Here is a 21,495-nt window from a genome sequence, read left to right on the forward strand (position 1 = left end):
ATCCAACCCTTTCTACATGAGATGTTGTCGTCTATCATACCACTCATATATAGAGGATACCTAGCCATAAACGGCATAAAAGAACACCCTCCAAAGAATCGTGTTCTTTAGAAGGGTGTTTATTTAGGTCTCTTAATGTGCTCTCTATGAATCAAACTGTTTCATCATTCTTTTCTTCTATTTGGTTATTTTAAAAAGCAGCCTTTAAAATGTCTAAGTAGTCGGCTTTCGTAACGGCACGAACATTGCTTGATGTAGAATTGTTTTGCTCTGCTAATTCAGCCATTTTTTCAAAATCCTCTTCTTTTACATAAGGTAATTCTTTTAGTGCTGGAATACCTAAATTCTTTGTGAATGTATAGATTCCATCAATTAATTTTTGAATCGCCACATCTTCTGAATCTGTTTTATCTGCAAAGCTCATTATTTTCGCAAGCTCTGCGTGTAATAACTTGTTTTCAACTGCATTAAATTGCATGACATAAGGTAAAAATACAGCATTTGCGATACCATGAGGTGTATCATAAAGACTACCAAGTGCTTCTGCTAAGCAATGAACAGCTGCTACATCAGCTGAACCGAAGCATAAGCCAGCTAGTAAACTACCTTCCTGCATTTTGTATCTTGCTTCTATATTAGAGCCATTTTCATATGCTACCGGTAAATATTTCACAATTGTCTCCATTGCACTTGCACCCATTGCTTTTGAAATAGGGTTAGTTATTTTACATGAATAGCCTTCAATAGCATGCACCAATGCATCAACGCCTGTTGCGGCTGTTATGCTTTTTGGCACCGTCATTGTAAGAGCTGGATCTAAAATCGCAATGGTTGGCCGAAGCAAAGCATGTTTCAATGTGATTTTTTTATGTGAAGCAGCTAACGTAATGACAGATGAACGTGTCACTTCGGAGCCAGTCCCTGCCGTTGTCGGAATACAAATTAATGGAGATAGATTAATATACCCCTTCTTCCCTGATATGTACTCTTCAGGATGACCACCATTTGGACCTAACAAAGCAATCGCTTTCGCCGTATCCATTGGACTTCCTCCACCAATCGCTATGACGGCTGATGCTTGTTCTTTTCTAAAAAACTCTGCACCAGCTAGACATTCATTGTCTCTAGGGTTTGGAGATACTTGATCAAATACAACAACAGAATAACCGGCTTCCTGCAAATACGCTTCAATAGGTTGAACCAGCCCTGCATTTTTCACTCCAGCGTCCGTTACCAGCATAACTGTGGCACCCGGGAAGACAAGATCCTCTATTATAGATCCGATTTCTTTTGATTTACCAGTCCCCATTATGATGTTTGTTTGGCAATGATATTCAAAATTCGTCATGATTTTTCTACTCCTTCATTTAAATTTGCTGAGTGAGCCGTTTGCTTTTCCGCTCCCCACCACTCTATTTCTTTTAAACCTGGTATGCTAGACGCATAAAAAACAGGATTTTTGCCTAACAGCCTTTGTTGCATGTAATCATCCAAAGCGGCAAAAGCATATTTTCCTAAGATAGCAATTGCAACCAAATTGACGATCGCCATGATGGCCATTGACAAATCGGCCAAAGTCCAAACGATTTGTAAGTTGGCAACAGCACCAAACATCATCATCATTAAAACCATGATTCGATACACCAATAACGCTGTTACACTGTTATGAATAAAGCCGATATTGGCTTCACCATAATAGTAACCACCTACAATGGAACTAAAGGCAAAAGTAAATATGGCAAATGCTAAGAAAATACTCGCCCAAGAACCGAAATGCTGTACCATCGCAGCTTGTGTAATTTCGATACCAGATAATTCGCCTGTTGTTTCTACTGAGGATAGCATAATAATAAATGCTGTACAGCTACAAACCACTAATGTGTCAAAAAATACACCTAACAATTGAACAAATCCCTGTTTTACTGGGTGCGAAACATTAGCAGCAGCAGCGGCGTTTGGGGCACTTCCCATTCCTGCTTCATTGGAAAAGAGCCCACGTTTTACACCGTTCATAATGGCAGCACCGATGCCGCCCCCAACGATTTGCTCTAATCCAAACGCACTTTTCATGATACTTGCTAATGCTGCGGGTACATCAGCGATATTTGTGACAATGACATAAAATGCTAAGATAATATAAAACACTGACATCACTGGAACAACGATTTGAGTGACGTTAGCAATTCGTTTGACCCCACCAAAAGTAATGAAAGCAGTTAAAATGGTAACAAATAGACCCATGCCAACCGGACTGATACCAAATGAATAATGAAAGGCATTTGTAATTGTATTCGTTTGTACTGCATTAAAAATTAAGCCAAAACTAAGAATGACAGAAAAAGCAAAAATCCTACTTGGCCATTTCAACCCGAATTGCTTTTGAATATAGTAACCGGGACCTCCTTTAAATCCATCCCTTGTTCTCACCTTATAAATTTGAGCAAGTGTACTTTCGACAAATGCAGAAGCTCCTCCTAAAACTGCTGCAAACCACATCCAGAAAATAGCTCCAGGACCACCGACTGTGATAGCAATAGCAACGCCCGCCATATTTCCAGTACCGATCCTTGTGGCGGCTCCGATAAAAAAAGCTTGCATAGAAGAAATTTCATGCCTATTCTTGTTTGTTGTGGGAGCTTTTTCAAAAATAGAACGAAAGACCTCTTTTAGCAAAACAATTTGCATAAATTTCATTCTCACTGTAAAGTAAATTCCTATGCCTAATAACATGACTACTAAAATATATGTCCATAAAAAGTCATTCACTGAATTGACAATCATTTCAAACAAAGCCATTCCCCCTTGTGAATCTGAATATATGAAATAATATAAATTGCAAGCGCTTACTTTTATGATAGTAAAAATGTTATGATCAATCTATAGAGTTTTTCTGATGATATCAATCGGCTCATCCGATTTAGGGAGGATTGAAGTTGGAGATCAAGCAACTGATGATGTTCCAAACAGCATCAAAAGTATTGAACTTTACAAAAACTGCACAAATTCTTGGTTATGCTCAATCTAGTATCACAGCAAATATTGTCGCATTAGAAGAAGAGCTAGGAACCCCTCTATTTGAGAGGCTTGGAAAAAGGGTGATCTTAACAGAAGCTGGCATTCAATTTCAACATTATACGGATAAAATATTAGGTTTAACAGGGGAAGCATTAGAGGCTGTTGGAGGGATGAATGAGCCAAGCGGTATTTTGAGAATATGTGCATCTGAAACACAATGCACCTACCGGCTCCCTCATATTTTAACGGACTTTCAAACAAAGTATCCCAAAGTCGAACTGATCTTCCGCCCAGGAATAGCGGAAAAGGATGTTTTAAATCTCTTACTAGAAGGACAAATTGATGTCGCCTTATTATCGATGAATCCTGTCGTATCCTCACATTTAATTGTAAAAGAATTAAAAGATGAACCAATGGCCATTGTATGTTGTCCAATGAATCACCTAAGCAAAAAACAAAAAGTATATCCAATTGATTTAAACGAGCAAAGATTGTTGTTAACCGAAGACTGCGATTATCGTTATGCCTTCGAACACTCATTGACACAGGCGGGAGCAAAACCGAGAAGTAAACTAGAATTAGCAGATGTAGAAGCCATCAAAAAATGTGTAATGGCTGGTTTAGGAATCGCCGTACTTCCTGAAATTTCTGTGAAAAGAGAAATAGCAGAAGGGCATATTATGAAAATCAACTGGATGGAACCCTGTTTCACAACGAAAATCCAACTATTTTGGCATAAAAACAAATGGATGTCCCCTGCTTTAAAGGCATTTGTGGATTTAACAGAGGATTATATCCTTCTAAATGGGTAATATGAGCAGTTTTCTAATTCTTTCATCGCCCCGCCTCTAGAAAATACTGAAGAGTTATTGTATAAAAAAAGCCCTCTATAGCTATATAGAGGGGCTTAGGCTTTCTAAAAGGTAAAAGTAATTTCATGCAGAGAGATTAATAGGATCGGATATTTTTCAAACCAATCACCATAAAAACAATCGTAAAAGCAGCTAAAACTGTTATGTCTAATAATAAGATTGAGTGATTGACAGTACCGCTCATCATCTCACCAAAACCAGACATCATCCAAGTTTGCGGTATAGCCAAAGAGATCTTCTTCATAATGTCTGGAACGATATCTAATGGCCAATAAATACCGCCTAGCATGCAAGTTCCTACAATGATAATTGCACTAAATACTTCAGCTTGCTTTTTTGTATGAGATAAGGTTGCAATCATAAAACCTAAACTCACAACAAGCCCTATAACAAATGAACCAAATACTAAAATAAGCATAAAGTTTCCTAAGTATACATTGAAGAATATTGATAAGATGGTCAGAAGGACACCCAATTGTATCCATCCAAGAAGAAAATAAGCTATGAAATACCCCAATAACACAGATATTTTATGGATTGGACTCGAAAGCAATCTTTGCCATGTATAATCTTTATACTCTAAATGAATGGATGACACAGAGCTTGAAATCGCAAACATCATAAACATAATAGTAAAGCCAAGCGGTATTAAATTTGGTTGCTGGCTTGTCTTACCCTCTTGATTTTTTTCAACCAATGAAATGGTGCCAGATTCTTTTAACTTGTTCAAAGCATTGGTGAGAGAAACACTTTTCTGCTCTTTCACACCCTGATTGATTTGATAAATGATGGCCGCTGTCTCTTTTAAATAGGGAGATAAGACTGCATATTCCTCAGTTTTCTTATATACTGTCACATTAAAAATCTCTCTATTTTCTTTTAGATGGGGCTTTAATGGCTTTGCGACTTTCACAGACGCAATGACCTTTTCTTCTGATACTAAATCTTTTGCGTCGGTTTCAGTTGCCTTTACCCAGAGAAATTTGGTGTTTTTTTCGAGAATTTGAAAAATTTCTTGATCAAGTTTACCTTGGCTGGGCTCTTGAATAAAAGCAACTGTAGGTTTCTTTGTATCAGATGTGGTACTTCCAAAGATAAAACTAAATACGATTGGCATAACAAATAAAAAAATAAGGGTCAATGGGGACTTTAATGTTTCTTTTAGCTTTAAAGCAATAATGGCTAATATTTTATGCATAACGATGCTTCCTTTCAAAAGACATTCTTAATAAAGCAATGATGAAGAAAGCTAGTCCCATCCCACAACTAAGTAATAATCCACTTTGAATTTCACTAAAATCAGCACCTGTCATACTTTTCAAAAACATTTGAAGTGCAAGAGAATTAGGTAAAAAATAGCTGATATCAATCACCCATTGTGGGAATAAGTATAAGGGCACCATACTCCCACCTAAAGCAGCTAACACTTGAGTTCCTAAAATCCCCACACTGTTAAACGTTTTTTCTCTATTGATAAAAGAACCAATCAGTACTCCGAAACCCGCAGCATTTAATATAAAACTACATCCGATCATAACAACTGTAAAAGGCTCTCCCCAGTTCACCTTAAAGACAAAGCTAGTAAATAAAATAATGACCGCAAGTTGAACCATACTCATCAAAACAATACCCAATAACTTCCCGACGATGTAACTAGTATTACTTAATTTTGATACAATCAGCCTTTTATAAACATCTTCCTCTTTTTCCTCTATCATACTTCCAACTAGAAAAACAACAGTCATTAATAAAAAAAGCACACCCATCCCGCCTGCATAGTATTGGAAGGATGTAATCGGCTGGCTGTTGTTATGAATATTCCTCTCGATCACTAGCTCTTTTTTCAGTTGATCAGACACGATTTCCACTTGTTTACCTTGATTCAACGGCACCAGAATACGATTCATATGGTAATTTTGAAAGAACTGCAAAACCACATTTTGTAGAACCATTTCCTGTAGATTTGAATTAGGTCCTTTCAAAATATTCAATTGCACATGATCAAGATTTAATAGGCTTTTTTCAAAATTCGGCTTGATGATTATGCCCATTGTAATGTCTCTACTATTTAAATCTTTCTCTAATTGATTTTTCGAGGTGACCTTCACCTCAAATATGTCACTGAGTTCACTCTTAGACAATGTTGAAAGAAACATTTTACTTGTAGCGGACTTATCTTGATCTGTTATTCCTACTCGAAATGAATTGATCCTGACTTCACTATCTTTCTTCATGTTATCTCCAAATGCTGCACCTAAAATAGCAATTAATATGATAGGCATAAAAAAAAGTGTAAAAAAGCTTTTCTTATCTCTAAAAAACAATAATAGATCTTTTAGTACAACCCAGATGCTCATGTGTTCACCTCTAAACTGACTAATCCCTCAAATTTTTACTAGTTAAATATAAAAAGACATTTTCTAAATTTGGTTCTACAATCTTTGCTGAAATAATTTGAATATTTAATGCCGTTACACCTTGAATAAGATGAGATAATAATTGCTGAGGATGTTGATCAAATATTTTCATCTGATTTCCTTGAACCACGATTTCCTTCAAAGGGTCGACTTCATGGATGAATTGACGCACTCGATCTATATCATTTTGTCCATGTTCATATTTTATGGTCAAAACAATTTCTCTTTGATTTCCGATAAGCTCACTTAATTCATGCTGATCACCTAAAGCAATGATAGACCCGTGATCCATGATGGCGATTCTTTCACATAAAAATTCGACTTCTTCCATGTAATGACTAGTATATATAATGGTCATTCCTTCTCCATTTAATGTCTTAACTGTTTCTAATATATGATTTCTAGATTGGGGATCTATGCCTACAGTAGGCTCATCCATGATTAATAGTTTTGGTTGATGCAATATCGCGCAACCAATATTTACTCTTCTTTTCATTCCTCCAGAGAATACTTTCACTTGATCATTTGCTCTATCTTTAAGACCAATTAGCTCAAGTGTTTCTTGTACTCTGCTTTTCAACTCTTTTCCTTTGAGTCCATACATTCTCCCCCAAAACATTAAATTTTCTTTTGCTGTCAAATGTAAATATAAAGCGATCTCTTGCGGAACAATTCCTATCATTTGCTGCGCTTTTTTTGTTTCTTTTTTTAAATCTATACCTTCAATCGTTATGGTGCCGCTTGTGGCATGAATCAGCCCTGTCAAGATGCCAATCAATGTGGATTTCCCCGCACCATTCGGACCTAATAGTCCAAAAGATTCTCCTTTTTTTAAGTGAAAGGTTATCCCTTTCAATACCTGTTTATCTTCATAATATTTTTTGATGTCGTGTACGTTTAGCAATCAATACCTCTCCCCTATTCTCTTCTTATTGATATCTCTTCCTAGTCATTTAATATCAATCAAGCATCTGGTATGGACTTCAATTATAGAATAAATTTACCAATTTATATATTTTAACATGAGATGCATTGCAGGAAAATAGTACAGGTCATTTTAAAATAGAACATAAAAAAACTTACAGGATGGGACTGACCCCCGTTTTTGAGACAGGGATCAAAACACCTTTATACAGCCAATTGCCGATAGTTTATCGGTGATTGGTTGTTTAGTTTCGTTTGAATACGAATGTTGTTATAATAATAAATGTATTCTTTGACAGTGCGTTCTACGATGGTGGTCGTAGTTCGATCAATCCTGTTAAGATAGAACGTTTCAGACTTTAGTGAGGAATGAAACGATTCGATGGAGGCATTATCAGCGGGTGTCCCTTTACGGGACATACTCATGGTAATGCCTTTTATATGAACAGCTTTCTGATACTCGTAAGATGTATACACAGAACCTTGATCGCTATGTAACACGCAGTTCTTAGGCAATGCTGGTAGCTGATCAAGTGTGTTTAAGATAAAGTCTGTATCCTGCTTATCACCAATATTAAAAGCAATCACTTCTCCATTATACAAATCCAATATACTGGAAAGGTACAATGGTTTCTGTCCATAAGGCAAATACGTGATGTCCGTTACTAGTTTTTCAAGAGGGCGATCAGACTGAAAGTTCCGATCCAGTATGTTTCCGGCCACGGCATAGGGCTGCCCATTCTTCTTACGCTTTTTCATTTTAACACGGCATTGCCACTGGTTTTTCTGCATGATACGTTGAACAGTTTTATGGTTAATACGCATTCTCATTTTTAGTATGGCTGTGATTTTTCGATATCCATATCGATACTTGTGCTTTCGGCACAACGTGCCGACCTGTTTCTCTAGTTGTCTTTTAGATTGATTCTGATTCAGCTCCTTTTTCCATCTATAATACGAAGTGCGTAAGATGCCTAAATGGACACAAACGTCCTGTACCGTCATCGTTTTGCGAAATTCTTCTACCAGTTTGATTGACGTTTCCTTATCAACTTCCTTTCCAATTCGTTGTACTTTTTTAAAATTTCATTCTGTTGGCTCAGATAACGATTTTCCGCCTGCAGTCTCTCTAATTCGGAAGAGTACTCGGGACCCTTTCCATAGGTATATTGTTTTCCAACAGGCTGTTCGAACCGGTGTGTATCCCCAGCCTTATGCCACCTCATCCAGGTCTGAACCTGCGTCTTATTCTTGATATTCAATTCCTGCAAGATTTCTTTCATAGGTACGCCTGCCAATCTCATTTCTACAGCCTTCTGTTTGACTTCAACCGGATAACTCACTCTTGTCCCCATAGAAAAAACACCTCCATGTTTTATTTCGGATCACAACGATCCGTTTTGAAACTTGAAGGTGTTTTTTATTTGTCTCATTTTATGGGGTCAGTCCCGATATACTCTCCCGTAAGTTTTTTCGATTATTTAAATTGAATTATTATTTAGAAATCATCCCATGTGGGTCAATGACAAATTTCTTCGCTACACCTGAATCAAAGTCACTGTATCCTTGAGGGGCTTGATCAAGGTTAATGACGGTTGCATTCACTGCTTTGGCGATTTGTGCTCGTCCGCTTAAAATCGATTTCATTAGACTGCGGTGATATTGCATAACAGGGGTTTGGCCTGTCACAAAGGTGTGGGCTTTTGCCCAGCCAAGTCCAATTCGCACTTTCAGAGATCCAACTTTTGCATCCGCATCCACTGCACCTGGGTCTTCTGTGACGTAAAGCCCTGGGATTCCGAGCTTACCGCCAACTTTTGTAATATCCATAATGGTATTTAAAACGGTTGCAGGTGCTTCTCCTTGATCTCCATGACCTGAAGCTTCAAAGCCGACACAATCGACGGCACAGTCTACTTCTGGCTCTCCTAAGATATTGGTGATTTGTTCGCCGATTCGATCATGTTTTCGTAAATTGATCGTCTCACAGCCAAAGCTTCTGGCTTGCTCCAGCCTTTGTTCATTCAAATCACCGACAATGACCGTGGAAGCGCCAAGGAGCTGAGCGGAATGCGCTGCGGCGAGACCTACTGGCCCTGCACCGGCAATATATACAGTTGAACCAGGCTTTACTCCAGCTGTATAAGCGCCGTGAAAACCTGTCGGGAAGATATCTGAAAGCATCGTCAGATCAAGTATTTTCTCCATCGCTTGATCTTTGTCTGGAAATTTGAGCAGCTGGAAATCTGCATATGGCACCATGACGTACTCGGATTGACCGCCAACCCATCCGCCCATATCGACGTATCCATAGGCAGAGCCTGGACGGTCCGGGTTTACATTTAAGCACACATGGGTTTTTTGTTCCTTACACATGACGCATCGTCCACAAGCAATATTAAACGGAACAGACACGAGGTCTCCTTTTTGAATAAACTCCACATCTCGTCCAACCTCAACGACTTCACCTGTAATTTCATGACCAAGAACTAATCCCGCAGGGGCAGTCGTGCGACCTCTCACCATGTGCTGGTCACTTCCGCAAATGTTCGTCGTCACTACTTTTAAAATGACGCCATGTTCACATTTGCGCCCCACATTGGCTTTAGGTACACCCGGGCCATCTCTTAAAATCAAATCAGGGTATCCAATATCCTCAACTGCTACATTTCCTGCTCCTTTATAAACGACACCTTTGTTTCCCGACATGTTTTCATTCCTCCCTTTTTGTTTAAAAATGAAGTCTCTACAATTTTCTCTATTTATTAAGTAATTTCCTGCTTCAAATGGCACAATTGATAAAAAAAAAGCGAAAAATGTCTATCACAGAGAGAAAAATGTATCTTCCAGTCAAATAAAAAAGAAAATATTGAAAAAAAAGCTAAACTTTTGAAGAACGGTGTCGATATAAGAAATAAGCCAGACAGGTATCCTTAATCGACAAACAAATTCCTTATATATACTATCATTCCTTACACACCTGGCTGGCGCCTACATCACATGCAAAAGACTCTTCATCAGAAGAGTCTCAGATTGTAGAGAAACTCATGTTTTTCTACAATCTTTTTTATTTTTAGCGTAAGTATGATGGATGAAAATTAATGAAAAAGGCTTCCCACACACCTAGCCTAGCTTCGCTAGGTGTGTGGCAATCTTTTTCATGTTCTGGCACGCAGCTGTGAGGAGAACTTGCTCACTCACGTTTTGTTTTCCCCTCAACCGGCAGTAGCGAAGCCCATGCAGTTGTTTTGAATCTGCAAAGCTTCGCTCTATTTTTTCTTTTCTTTTTTTATATAGCTCTTTTCCAGAGACAGTTAACCGATTCTGTCTGATCTTTTCTTTATGTTCTTCCCATATGTGTCTTGAGATGACCTTTTGATGATTTTTCGACCTTGTGCATCTTTCAAGGAAAGGACACGATGCACATTTTTTAGGATCTGATTTGTAGAATCGATAACCTTTTCGATCAGTTGTCGTATATAAAAGCTTCTCACCCTGTGGGCATATGTAATGATCATGTTCAGAATCATACTGAAATTTCCACTTCTCAAATAACCCTCTTGTTGGATGAAAACGTCTATGGGCAATGACACCAAAAACATGTCGATCAGATAAACCTTTACAGATTGGTGTTGTCAAATAACCTGAATCAAGCGCAACAGCTTCTACTTGAAAACCAAATCGTGCGATTTGGTGATCTAATCGATCAAGATACGGGACAGAATCATGGACATTTCCAGGTGTGACATGAGCATCAGTGATGATATTGTACTTCATATCCGTTGTACGATGATCTAGATAGAAAAAGCCTTCTGGCTTGTTTTCGCGATATAGATAGCCACTTTCAGGATCAGTCATACTTTGACGAATGTCTTTTTCTGTTTTCACCTCCTCTTTTACCTTTAAGAGCTTTTTTCCATGTGCCACCCGATCTTCTTGGACTGCTTCTTCTAAATCATTGATATAGTTCTGGGTATCTTGTTCAATCGTTTTTCTCGTATATTTATGTTTATTAGCATTAGCTTTAAGGTGAGTTGAATCAGTAAAAAGAACGCGACCTCCTACCATATCATGATTGATAGCTTGAAGCACAATCTCATCGAAAATGTCTTGAAAAATCGTTGTATCTTTAAATCGAGTACGACGATTCCAGCTAATGGTCGAGTGATGAGGAACGGGGTCATTGATGTTCAAACCTAAAAACCATCTATACGCCATGTTATAGTAAATTTCTTTTTCGAGTTGTCTTTCAGAACGGATACCGTACAGGTATCCGATAAACATCATTTTGAACAAAATAAGCGGATCAAGAGAAGGACGGCCTTTATTCTCACTATAATAGGGTTTTACTTTATCTACGATAAATGAAAAATCAATGTACTGATCAATTTTACGAAGCAGGTGATCCTCTTCGACCAGTTGATCTAGCAATACAAATTCGGCTTCATGCTGAGAAGAATTTCTAGTGTGGAACATGAGAAAAAACACCTTCCTTAAGTGGGTTTTTCTCTATTATAAAATGAGGAGATGGAAAGTTTAAGGGGAAAAATAAAGCTGTCGAGATTTTCTCGACAGCCTGAGACTCTTCATCAGAAGAGTCTCTTTTGATTCGTTCCATCAAATATGATTCAATTACACGTAAAAAGGCTCCTCTAACGAAGAGCCTCTTTTTTGAATGCTTGTTCATTACCTGGGAAATATTTTCATCATTTTAAAGCTTTGATACAGATGTATGTATCATAGTGATAAACTGACACTTCTCTAAAGTGATACGCTGAAAACAGACGGCTGATCTCTTGTTCACTATACGATGAAAAGGATTTTGACCGCTTTTGTTCTTTCATTAGCTCCTGCTGTTGAAAAGATAAAAATACTTCTCCATCTACTTGAAGAACGCGGTACACTTCCTTCATGACTTGCTCGATATCCTTCAAATAGTAGATGGTCTGCACCGTAAATAATTTATTGAATGATCTGTCTTCAAAAGGTAAATGCTCAGCTTGACCAAGCGTAATGACGGCTTTGTCTTGTTCCACGAGCTTTTTATGTTTTCTTTTTGCATATTTGATCATATGACGAGAGGCATCCACTCCATATACTTTTCCACGGTCAAGTTTTTCTGCTACCTTCGATAATGTTATGCCTCTTCCGGTCCCAATTTCTAATATCCGGTCGTTTTCTTGTATATTTAAGAGTTGAATCGTCCATTCATTGATATTATGATGATTTTTTTCCATATAGCGGGCAACCCATTTTGAGAACAAGCCTTTTGGTTCCCTCATTTGTTTTCCAATCCAGCTTTGAATCAATGTTAACACCTGCTTTGCATCAGTAAATACGAATTTTCTTACTTTTCATATCGGCTCTCACCTAACAAATTTTAAGACCTAGTCCTAATTTATTTGTCTTTTATTAGACGGCACCTTTTCAGAAAATGTTTCGCAAAACATTAAAATATTTTGTCTTTAATAGGCGATTTCATTAATTGTGCTCAGATTGATTTCGTTTTCTGCATGAGCTGCATATTTTATGAATGTATCTTGATTAGATAAAGGTGGTGCTAGATTATGGGCTTTGGCGGTTACTCTGGAGGCTGCGGTGGTTACGGCGGTGGTTTTGCAGGCGGATTTGCATTGCTTGTTGTACTGTTCATTTTGTTGATCATCATCGGTGCAAGCTGGATTTGCTAATGTAAAAGGAGCAGGAAACAATGACGTTTCCTGCTCCTTTTCTTTAATACCAATAAGTTCGGTACTGATACATATAACGTCTGAGCATTTCCTCTTGCTCTCTTTGCATTCGGTATGGATTCCCGTACCCGTGCTTTAAGGAATGCGGAATAGATGCATACCCGTGCCCCACAGACGGAAACCTCATATATGGTGACATCGACATTCATTGATCACCTCACAATCTCCTTTTACGGATATCATATGTGCAGGTGATCAATGTGGAGCGTGTCTAAACCTGGTCCTTCTCCCTCGTATAACAATCCAGCATTGCATGCATCATAAACATGTCAATCTCCTCCTTTTCCAATTTTTCTTTTCGTGTTTTAGTTCATATACTTTAGTTGTTTCTGCTTCATTTCTTCATAAAATGTTTCGACTTGTTGTTCATAAAGAACCGTTTCAATGTCTTTGTATTTTCGTCGGATCGTCAATGTGATAAAAAATAAATGGATTGTCATATACGCTCACCTCCCTTCAGTTCGCAGCACGCGAAATAGCCCGCAGATCTTCTTTGTCAGTTGACCTGCGGGCACACAAAAATACAGATCAAAAGACAGTGTCTTCCAACCTGCAATGGATGATACGTAAAATCCTCGTTTACTTTAACAGTTTTGAAGCGTGTGCACCGTAAAAGGTAAAGGAAGGACACGAGCTCTTCCACAGGCTGATGACATAATGAAATTATTTGTTGATTTGATCAAAATAGAAACGAATAACATATTCTTCAGCCTCCTTTACGTTTTTAATTACTTTGTTAGTATATCCAGCAAGCACCAATTTGTAAACCTGTTTTTAGTCAAATAGATGTTTTTTGTATTTTTGACTAAATTTCTACAGTTATTCTTGTCCGAATATCCAATACAAGAAAAAAGCCTCCTCAGACATATAAGGAGACTTTTCGAATTAATCTTCATCTAGTTCTTGCAGTTTCTTTTGAAAAAAGATTGCGCGTTTAACACAAAGAAAAGCTGCTAATAAGAAAACACAATCTATTCCCATCATCAGCATTTTTGGAGATGCCTCGATATGCTGGTTCGGTAAAATTGTACCAATATATAAAAAGGTGCTGACAGCAAGCAAAATAAAAGCGTACTGCTTGTAATCTGTCACTAAACCATTCCACTTTTTCTTCACTTGTTTCACCTTCCCGTGATCAATGTCTACTCATAGCTTAACATAGTGAGAGAAAGGGAGTGGCATGTAAATCTACCCATTCACTAGAGCGTTTAGTCCTTGCTCCATATCATTCAGTAAATCATCCACATCTTCGATTCCAACAGATATACGAATTAAGCCATCAGTGATGCCAAGCTCTTTCCTGCGGTCTTTCGGAATGGACGCATGAGTCATTCGAGCAGGAACAGAGATTAAGCTTTCAACGGCTCCAAGACTCTCTGCAATCGTAAACAGCTTGAGATGGCTTAAAAATACATCGACATGTTCTTCTTTTCCAATATCAAAAGAGATCATTCCGCCGAAGCCTGATGCTTGCGTTTTCGCAAGTTCATGCCCAGGGTGCGTACTGAGACCAGGATAATAAACACGTGTAACCGCTGGATGTTGTGCTAAAAACTCAGCGATTTTCTGTGCATTTTGTTGATGCGCCTCCATTCTAAGTCCAAGCGTTTTGATTCCTCTCATGAGAAGCCATGAATCCTGTGGTCCAAGAATTCCACCTGTAGAATTTTGAACGAAATGCAGCTCTTCTCCAAGTTCTTTCGTGGCTGTTACAACAAGCCCGCCTACGACATCACTGTGGCCGCCTAAATATTTAGTGGCACTATGCAGGACAATGTCCGCTCCATATTCAATCGGCTTTTGGAAATAAGGTGTGAAAAATGTATTGTCAACAATCATTAAGATGTTGGCCTCTTTTGTTAATTGACCAATCGCTTCGAGATCCGTCATTTTCAGTAATGGATTGGTTGGTGATTCAATGTAAACCGCTTTTGTTTCAGGTAAAATCGCTTTTTTCACCGCTTCAGGATCACTTGTGTCAACAAAGGTCGCATGAATGCCGATACGGTTGAGTACTTTTGTGATGACGCGGTAGGTTCCTCCGTATACGTCATCTGTCAGGACGATATGATCTCCGCTGTTAAACAGCATCATCACTGCCGTAATGGCAGCCATTCCTGAACTGAATGCGTAGCCGTTTGCTCCCCCTTCAAGATCTCGAATAACGGCTTCTAGTGCCGTTCTGGTTGGATTCGCCGTTCTAGAATATTCATAGCCGGTATGCTCTCCTGCTTTCGGTTGCTTATATGTGCTCACTTGGTATATCGGAACAGACACGGCACCCGTTTTTTCATCACCAGTTGTTCCGCTGTGTATCATCATTGTTTTTGGTTTCATCCTATTTTCCTCCCTCATAAATTCCTTTACTTAAATACCGTTCACTGCTGTCAGGGAAAATGGTGACAATGACTGTCCCAGGTGCTGCCTTTTTCGCTTCCTCTAAAGCGGCAAATAACGCGGCACCAGAAGAGCTTCCGATGAGAACGCCTTCTTTTTCAGCAGCTTCTTTCACCATTTGGAAAGCATCATCATCACTGACCGTGTAAATCTCATCGAATAAAGCAGATTCCATATAATCTGGGATAAATTCAAGCCCAATTCCTTCTGTTCTATGCGGGCCCGGATTTCCCCCATTTAAAATAGATCCTTCAGGTTCCACAACAACCGTTTTTAAAGTCGGATGCTGCTTTTTTAAATAGGCAGCACATCCTTGAAAAGTTCCTCCAGATCCCGCTCCCGCCACGAATACATCGATGTTTCCTTGCAGGTCGGACCATAGTTCTGGGCCAAGCGTTTTATAGTAAGTCAATGGATTTACTTGGTTTTTAAATTGCAAAACGCAATAGGCATTGTCAAGGCTTGCCTCTAGTTCAAGAGCTCGATCAATGGCACCTTTCATGCCCTCTTTTCTTGGTGTATGAATAATCTGTGCACCAAGTGCCTTCATCAGCTGTTGTTTTTCTTGACTAAAATGTTCTGGTACGCAAAAAATGGTCCGTAATTGATGCATCCTTGCACTGAGGGCAAGCCCAATTCCTGTGTTTCCAGCAGTTGCTTCAATAATCGTTCCGCCTGGACGCAATTTTCCAGATGCCAATGCTTCTCTTATGAGCATATCACCTAAACGATCTTTAATACTTCCACCTGGATTCATCATTTCAAGCTTTGCATACACCTCAACATGTTCTGGGATACCAATCCCTGAAAGCTTTAAAAGCGGTGTATGGCCAATTAATTCTGTAATATCTTTTATGACAGCCATATGATTCCCTTCCTTTGTATGGAAAAGAAGGGGGAAACCCCTTCTTTTATTGTATTTGCTTTATCATACGCAAGACAAGGTCGGTTGAGTGAATCGCCGCTTGCTCAAGAAATTGATCAAAGGAGACATTGGATTCTTTCCCTGCAATATCTGAAAGCGCTCGAACGACAACAAATGGCGTTTCAAAAAGCTGGCAAACTTGTGCAACGGCTGCGGCTTCCATTTCTACCGCATATAGCTCTGGAAACTTCTCTCTCACAAATGCTACACGGTCTGGATCATTCATAAACGAATCTCCAGTTGCGATTGTTCCTTTTGCCACTTGAATATGATTGATCTCTAAAGCCGATTCCTCTGCTAGCTTCACAAGCTTGTCGTCAGAGACAAAAGCAGCTGGCAACCCCGGTACTTGTCCGTATTCGTAATTAAAAACCGTCACATCCACATCATGATGTCTAACATCAGTAGAAATGACAATATCTCCTACATTTAATGAGTGATGGAAACCACCAGCAGATCCTGTATTGATCACATAATCTGGCTGAAAGCGATCAAGCAGAAGTGTTGTGCTGACCGCTGCATTCACTTTTCCGATCCCTGATTTTAATAAAATCACTTCTTTATCTTCATAAACACCTGTGGTGAATTCACACCCAGCGATGCTTTCTTGTGTAGCATTCTTTAGTTGGTCTCTTAATATCGTCACTTCTTCTTCCATTGCACCTATGACTGCGATTTTCAAATCAAAAACATCCTTTCATTCCCTTTTCTTCGCTTCTACGATCCAAACAAAATCATTCATTTGATGAAAGGACGTGCTAAATCCTTCTTCTTCAAAGATTTTCTTTAGCACATCAATGGATGGATAATATTCCGTTTCTAAATCCTCTGCTAGCTGATCGAATCCTGCGGCTTTCGCTTTGTCAATTTCAGCTTGATGTGCTGCTTGATTTAGAAACATTGTATCAGCAAAGACTATTTTACCATCTGAGTGAAGGATGTTGCCATAGGTGTGAATGGCTTGTTTTTTTTCTTCGTCCGTTAAATGGTGGAAAGCATATGAGCTGACGATCGTATCCGGCTCAAATGGCGGCGCTGGAAATGCTAAAAAATCCCCATCATGAAACACATCTGGTATTCCCTTTTGAAGAGCCGCTTTCTTCATGGCGTCTGATGGTTCAACGCCAAACACGTTTTTATCTGCTGCAAGCAGCGCTGCTGTTAGATTACCCGTGCCACTTCCAAACTCAAGGACATTTTGACCTGCACGGCGAGCAATTTCTTTTAAAATGGCCGGATACCGGCGAAACACTTCTTCATACTGCTCATCATGACCACTTACCGTGTCATCATATGAGTCAGCCCAATGATCAAATAAAGAAAGAAACTCACGTCCCATTTTCTTTCCCTCCACTTTATCATTTTATTCCTATGCGTATAGTATGTTTTGATTCGTCGAACAGTTCTTATCCTACCATATCTTCTGTTTCTTTCCTACTAATAAATACTGGGAGGGGTAGAAAAATAGTTGCCCTTTTAGAGGAGAGAGATTAAGATGAATGGAGAGTATGGAGGGGTGAATCGAATGGATTTTCAATTGGATTTTTTAAAGGATAAAATTGAATTCTTTGAAGCATCGTCTTTAAAAGAACTTGAACAAAAGATTCAAAAACAAATTGAACATAATCAGGCGATCCTGCTCACTGTTCATTCTGTTAGTCACCAAACGACTGTAATCGATGACCGAATGATATATACGGCAGTTGTTCATTTTAAGGCGAATGTCTAAATAAAAAAGATAGCATGGCTGCTATCTTTCAGCGTGTAGACAAACCCTCGCATTCGTTGTCAGTCCTGCGTACTGGTGCTCACGAATGTCAAATTCGCTCCGCTCCAGTACTCGTCCTTCCTAGACTTCAAAGGTTTTCTATCACGCTGAGCTGAAAAGAAGACAAAGGGCTAAAATAAAGATCATTTTAGCCCTTTGTCAACAATCTGAAAGATAGCATGGCTGCTATCTTTTTTTCATGTTTATTTTAATTTTTCAACCTTTACAGGTTTCCAGCCTTTTTCATCTACCCACGTAATTTCCACGCGATAGCGTTCGCCTGTTGATTTGTCACGGATGGTTCCTTTTGCATCTTGAGGGCCACCGTTATTTCCTAACCAAAGAACTGTTAGTTGATCTTCTGAAATTCCTGTCGCATAAGACATGGCTTTGATCATTTCTTTCCAGTCTTTTGAGTTAGAATCATAAGTCGCTGTATGTGAACCAGATTGCTCTGTCCCTACAGGCTCCCAGTCATCACTCTCGTATGTTTTGTCTACGTCACTCGTTTTGCCGCCGTCTGTTTCTTTGGCATCTTTTAACGCATCTTTATTAGTTTTTTCTTCATCATCTGTCTTCTTCGTATCGTCGTCTTGATCAGATGAATCGTCTTTTTTTGCATCCGCATCATCATCAGATGTGTCTTTCTTTGGATCTTTCACATCTTCTTCTGAGTTTTGTTTATTTTCACTTGTTGCAGGTGCCGTTTTTGATGGTTCGTTCGCTACATCTTTCGGTGGTCTATTAAAAATTAATAAGCTCGATGCGACAACCAAAATAAGCACCACAACGATACCAATTAATATGTTAAGCACCATATTCGCCTTTCTGCGCTTATCACGATGTTCAAATCGAGAATTTCTACTCAAAATCTCTGCACTCCTTTGCCTCTGTTCCCTAAGTCGTTACTATTCTAACATGACACGAAGGGATGTTCTATGTCTGTTTCTTTTCAATTTCGTTGACCTTTTTTACAATATCATAAAATGCATCATTTGTCTTAGCCCGGCCACTTGTCTCGTCAAGGTGAACAACGACCAGAGCGTATTTTGGTTTTTCCACCGGAAAGTATCCAGCAAACCATTTATGATACAGCGGATTCCCCTTTTTATCCTTGCTACCGGTTTGGGCAGTACCTGATTTTCCCGCTACATCAAATGGAAGATCTTGAAACCTTCTTCCTGTTCCCTTGTCAGACGTCACCACCTGCCTTAAGTACTTTTGCAGCTTTTGAGCTGTATAGCGGTCAACACTGTCTCCCTCCGGCTGTTTGTTTTGAAAGGAGCGCATCGTTGTTCCGTTTTGATACAGCACTTTTTCAGCGATTTTCACTTCTTTTCGTTCACCGCCTCTTGCAATTGAAGCCATCATATTAGCGATTTGCAAAGGAGTCGTTTTGACATTTTTTTGACCTATTGCGGTTTGGGCAATGGCTTTTTTGACATGCTTGTCTCTTTTATCTCCCCACACACTGCCGGTTTCTTCACGATCAAACTGTTTGAAATGCTTCTGATGATACACATCCCCTTCCCAGCCAGCTCGATCAATCAGTCCAAGCTTTGAAGCCGTCTTTTCGATGATTTGATCATCTGTTTGTATCAGCTTTCCAGCAAGCGTTGCAAAGGTATAATTACAGCTTTGCGAGAAGCTCTCAGACAAATTCAGCACGTCCTGCTTTCCTTCTGGCTCTCCATATAAATTCTTTCGACAGTCATACGTGGTTTGTGGCTGGTCGAGGTTTTTTTCGATAGCTGCGGCAAGTATAGCCGTTTTAAAGATGGAACCTGGTGCCACGGCTGTCAGCATGTAATTTCTTGCCTCATGCCGGTTTTGGCTCGTGACATTTGGCGTACTTGCCATCGCCAGCACACTACTATTTTGAATGTCGAGCAGAACGGCCCCGCCTTTTTCGACGCCTTGTTCTTTCAGGACTTCCTCCATTTCAATTTGCATGTCTTCATCAATTGTTGTTTGAATCTGAAGAGGATAAAATGAATGAGCCTCTGCTGTATATTTGACGTCCATTCCAAACAAAGGGTTTCCCCTTCCATCCACATGATATAACAATTTTGTGTCTTGCTCCGGTAAAAGAAATTCGTCAAAGGTACTTTCCAGCCCAAAAGTACCGATTTCTGTGCGGATGGAAAGCTCTTTTTTGTCAGGATAACGCTTTCTGAGCAATTCTGGATTTTCACTCGTGAAGCCTAATGTGTGGAGGGCAAGTCTTTTTTTGTCCTTCTCTTTCATATATACGCCATAAACGCCTGAATATTTCATATCATTGATGTCTTTCAGCTTTTTTTTCGTGATGTCATCTTTAAGAATGAGAGGTTTTTTCGTTTCTATCAGCTGTTTTTTAAGCTCATCTTCTTCCATCTCAAGTATAGAGGCAGTTTGTTTTAAATGAGGGAGATCATATTGCAGGAAAGGAAATAAGATCACCGCAGGCTGTTCTTGTGTAAGAAGCGCCTTGCCGTTTCGATCTAAAAATTCACCGCGGCCATCTGAAATAACTACTTCTTCTGTACGTTGTTTGACACTTTCTTGTATTAAATTGATATCAAGCTTTGAAAAAGATTCTGTGAAAAACAGTTGAATTTCTGCTAGTCTAATCAAAAGACCGAGCAGCAGCATAAAAATAATAGCACCTGTCCATTGTATTCTACGTTTTTTGCGCATAAAAACACCTCGTCTCTATTGTGGACGAGGTGTTTATCGTATAAACGTGATTATGAAATTTTTACAATTTGAACGAACATTTCTCCGCCTGGTGTTTGAACGGTTACTTTGTCGTCTACTTGTTTGCCTAGCAGGCTTTTAGCAATTGGTGAATCGTTTGAGATTTTCCCTTCAAACGGATCAGCTTCTGCACTTCCAACGATTGTGTAAGACTCTTCTTCACCGTCTGGTAACTCAACGAATGTGACTGTTTTACCAAGTGAGACAATATTTGAGTTTCCTTCATCTTCGATAATTTTGGCATTGCGAATCATATTATCAAGCGTTGTGATACGACCTTCTACAAACGCTTGCTCTTCTTTAGCAGAATCATATTCCGAGTTTTCAGAGAGGTCTCCAAAGCTTCTAGCAATTTTAATACGCTCTACAACCTCTTTACGTTTAACCGTTTTCAAATGTTCAAGCTCTTCTTCTAATTTACGTTTTCCTTCTTCTGTCATTGGAAATACTTTCTCTTGTGCCATGAATCATTCACTCCTTCTATTAATCCTCATCATACAAACTTTCTGCACGTGAGTGACCACTGAAATATACAAGAATGAGGACATGTTTAGGCCCTCATTCCTTCTGTCCCATATTCGTAAAAGTCCATCTTACATGGCGTCCCTTTTAGATGCAACTATTATGCCTTTTATCAGATAGGACCACCGCAGCGGTCTAAAGTTGATCTATCTTATCGCACAAACTG

General features: G+C 39.1%; 22 protein-coding genes. 3 read left to right on the plus strand and 19 right to left on the minus strand.

What is annotated here, in order from left to right; genetic code table 11:
* Positions 1-190: 190 nt before the first annotated feature.
* Positions 191-1,348: an iron-containing alcohol dehydrogenase gene (locus C5695_RS13025; RefSeq protein WP_117731093.1), complete on the minus strand. Its 1,158-nt coding sequence runs from the start codon at positions 1,346-1,348 to the stop codon at positions 191-193.
* Positions 1,345-2,796 carry an alanine/glycine:cation symporter family protein gene (locus tag C5695_RS13030; protein WP_187441902.1) on the minus strand — a complete coding sequence of 484 codons (1,452 nt, stop codon included), beginning with the start codon at positions 2,794-2,796 and terminating at the stop codon, positions 1,345-1,347. Before C5695_RS13030 ends, C5695_RS13025 begins: the two co-directional genes overlap by 4 nt.
* Positions 2,797-2,933: 137 nt before the next feature.
* On the opposite strand from C5695_RS13030, the gene C5695_RS13035 reads away from it, so the two are divergent.
* Positions 2,934-3,827, plus strand: coding sequence for a LysR family transcriptional regulator (locus C5695_RS13035; protein WP_117731095.1), 894 nt, complete (start codon positions 2,934-2,936; stop codon positions 3,825-3,827).
* A gap of 136 nt (positions 3,828-3,963) precedes the next feature.
* Here C5695_RS13035 and C5695_RS13040 read toward each other — a convergent pair whose 3' ends face one another.
* The 7 genes from C5695_RS13040 to C5695_RS13070 all read right to left on the minus strand — a co-directional run bounded on the left by C5695_RS13040 (position 3,964) and on the right by C5695_RS13070 (position 12,537).
* Positions 3,964-5,085 carry an ABC transporter permease gene (locus tag C5695_RS13040; protein ID WP_117731096.1) on the minus strand — a complete coding sequence of 374 codons (1,122 nt, stop codon included), beginning with the start codon at positions 5,083-5,085 and terminating at the stop codon, positions 3,964-3,966.
* Positions 5,078-6,244, minus strand: a complete 1,167-nt coding sequence (locus tag C5695_RS13045) for an ABC transporter permease (protein WP_117731097.1) — start codon at positions 6,242-6,244, stop codon at positions 5,078-5,080. The genes C5695_RS13040 and C5695_RS13045 overlap by 8 nt, the downstream gene beginning before the upstream one ends.
* A 19-nt stretch (positions 6,245-6,263) precedes the next feature.
* Positions 6,264-7,208, minus strand: coding sequence for an ABC transporter ATP-binding protein (locus tag C5695_RS13050; RefSeq protein WP_117731098.1), 945 nt, complete (start codon positions 7,206-7,208; stop codon positions 6,264-6,266).
* A gap of 224 nt (positions 7,209-7,432) precedes the next feature.
* Positions 7,433-8,583 (minus strand): IS3 family transposase gene (locus C5695_RS13055; protein ID WP_117730376.1). Its coding sequence is split into 2 segments (ribosomal slippage): positions 7,433-8,310 and positions 8,310-8,583, totalling 1,152 coding nucleotides; the frame shifts between segments, so codons are not numbered across the junction.
* A 139-nt stretch (positions 8,584-8,722) separates the two neighbouring features.
* Positions 8,723-9,937: a formaldehyde dehydrogenase, glutathione-independent gene (gene fdhA / locus C5695_RS13060; protein WP_050943691.1), complete on the minus strand. Its 1,215-nt coding sequence runs from the start codon at positions 9,935-9,937 to the stop codon at positions 8,723-8,725.
* Positions 9,938-10,351: 414 nt separating this feature from the next.
* Positions 10,352-11,704, minus strand: a complete 1,353-nt coding sequence (locus tag C5695_RS13065) for an IS1182 family transposase (RefSeq protein ID WP_117731099.1) — start codon at positions 11,702-11,704, stop codon at positions 10,352-10,354.
* Positions 11,705-11,934: 230 nt separating this feature from the next.
* Entirely contained in the window at positions 11,935-12,537 is a 603-nt protein-coding gene (locus tag C5695_RS13070; RefSeq protein WP_117731100.1) for a class I SAM-dependent methyltransferase, read from the minus strand.
* Between the two features lie 258 nt (positions 12,538-12,795).
* On the opposite strand from C5695_RS13070, the gene C5695_RS13075 reads away from it, so the two are divergent.
* On the plus strand, positions 12,796-12,918 hold the full coding sequence (locus C5695_RS13075) for a YjcZ family sporulation protein (protein ID WP_117731101.1): 123 nt from the start codon (positions 12,796-12,798) through the stop codon (positions 12,916-12,918).
* A gap of 43 nt (positions 12,919-12,961) precedes the next feature.
* Here C5695_RS13075 and C5695_RS20615 read toward each other — a convergent pair whose 3' ends face one another.
* The 7 genes from C5695_RS20615 to C5695_RS13105 form a co-directional block, all read right to left on the minus strand.
* The gene (locus tag C5695_RS20615; RefSeq protein ID WP_155267112.1) at positions 12,962-13,123 is read right to left on the minus strand and encodes a hypothetical protein; all 162 of its coding nucleotides are present in this window, start codon (positions 13,121-13,123) and stop codon (positions 12,962-12,964) included.
* Between the two features lie 160 nt (positions 13,124-13,283).
* Positions 13,284-13,418 carry a YrzI family small protein gene (locus tag C5695_RS13080; protein WP_012010698.1) on the minus strand — a complete coding sequence of 45 codons (135 nt, stop codon included), beginning with the start codon at positions 13,416-13,418 and terminating at the stop codon, positions 13,284-13,286.
* A 445-nt stretch (positions 13,419-13,863) separates the two neighbouring features.
* Positions 13,864-14,094, minus strand: a complete 231-nt coding sequence (locus C5695_RS13085; protein WP_117731102.1) for a YrhC family protein — start codon at positions 14,092-14,094, stop codon at positions 13,864-13,866.
* Between the two features lie 72 nt (positions 14,095-14,166).
* Complete coding sequence (locus tag C5695_RS13090) at positions 14,167-15,315, minus strand: bifunctional cystathionine gamma-lyase/homocysteine desulfhydrase (RefSeq protein ID WP_117731103.1); 1,149 nt, start codon at positions 15,313-15,315, stop codon at positions 14,167-14,169.
* Position 15,316: 1 nt separating this feature from the next.
* Positions 15,317-16,240 (minus strand): PLP-dependent cysteine synthase family protein, encoded by a 924-nt coding sequence (locus C5695_RS13095; RefSeq protein ID WP_117731104.1) that lies wholly within the window; start codon positions 16,238-16,240, stop codon positions 15,317-15,319.
* Between the two features lie 46 nt (positions 16,241-16,286).
* On the minus strand, positions 16,287-16,982 hold the full coding sequence (mtnN, locus tag C5695_RS13100) for a 5'-methylthioadenosine/S-adenosylhomocysteine nucleosidase (RefSeq protein ID WP_117731105.1): 696 nt from the start codon (positions 16,980-16,982) through the stop codon (positions 16,287-16,289).
* A gap of 15 nt (positions 16,983-16,997) precedes the next feature.
* Positions 16,998-17,639, minus strand: coding sequence for a class I SAM-dependent DNA methyltransferase (locus C5695_RS13105; RefSeq protein ID WP_117731106.1), 642 nt, complete (start codon positions 17,637-17,639; stop codon positions 16,998-17,000).
* Positions 17,640-17,825: 186 nt separating this feature from the next.
* On the opposite strand from C5695_RS13105, the gene C5695_RS13110 reads away from it, so the two are divergent.
* Positions 17,826-18,029 carry a YrzA family protein gene (locus C5695_RS13110; RefSeq protein ID WP_187441279.1) on the plus strand — a complete coding sequence of 68 codons (204 nt, stop codon included), beginning with the start codon at positions 17,826-17,828 and terminating at the stop codon, positions 18,027-18,029.
* Between the two features lie 242 nt (positions 18,030-18,271).
* Here C5695_RS13110 and C5695_RS13120 read toward each other — a convergent pair whose 3' ends face one another.
* From C5695_RS13120 to greA, 3 genes are all read right to left on the minus strand, one after another.
* Positions 18,272-18,937, minus strand: coding sequence for a YrrS family protein (locus C5695_RS13120; protein WP_117731108.1), 666 nt, complete (start codon positions 18,935-18,937; stop codon positions 18,272-18,274).
* A gap of 67 nt (positions 18,938-19,004) precedes the next feature.
* A complete protein-coding gene (locus C5695_RS13125; RefSeq protein ID WP_117731109.1) occupies positions 19,005-20,747 on the minus strand; it encodes a peptidoglycan D,D-transpeptidase FtsI family protein in 1,743 nt (580 codons plus the stop codon).
* Between the two features lie 50 nt (positions 20,748-20,797).
* Positions 20,798-21,271: a transcription elongation factor GreA gene (greA, locus tag C5695_RS13130; protein WP_003216248.1), complete on the minus strand. Its 474-nt coding sequence runs from the start codon at positions 21,269-21,271 to the stop codon at positions 20,798-20,800.
* Positions 21,272-21,495 lie beyond the last annotated feature (224 nt).

This window comes from Bacillus pumilus (assembly GCF_003431975.1).
GTDB lineage: Bacteria > Bacillota > Bacilli > Bacillales > Bacillaceae > Bacillus > Bacillus pumilus_N.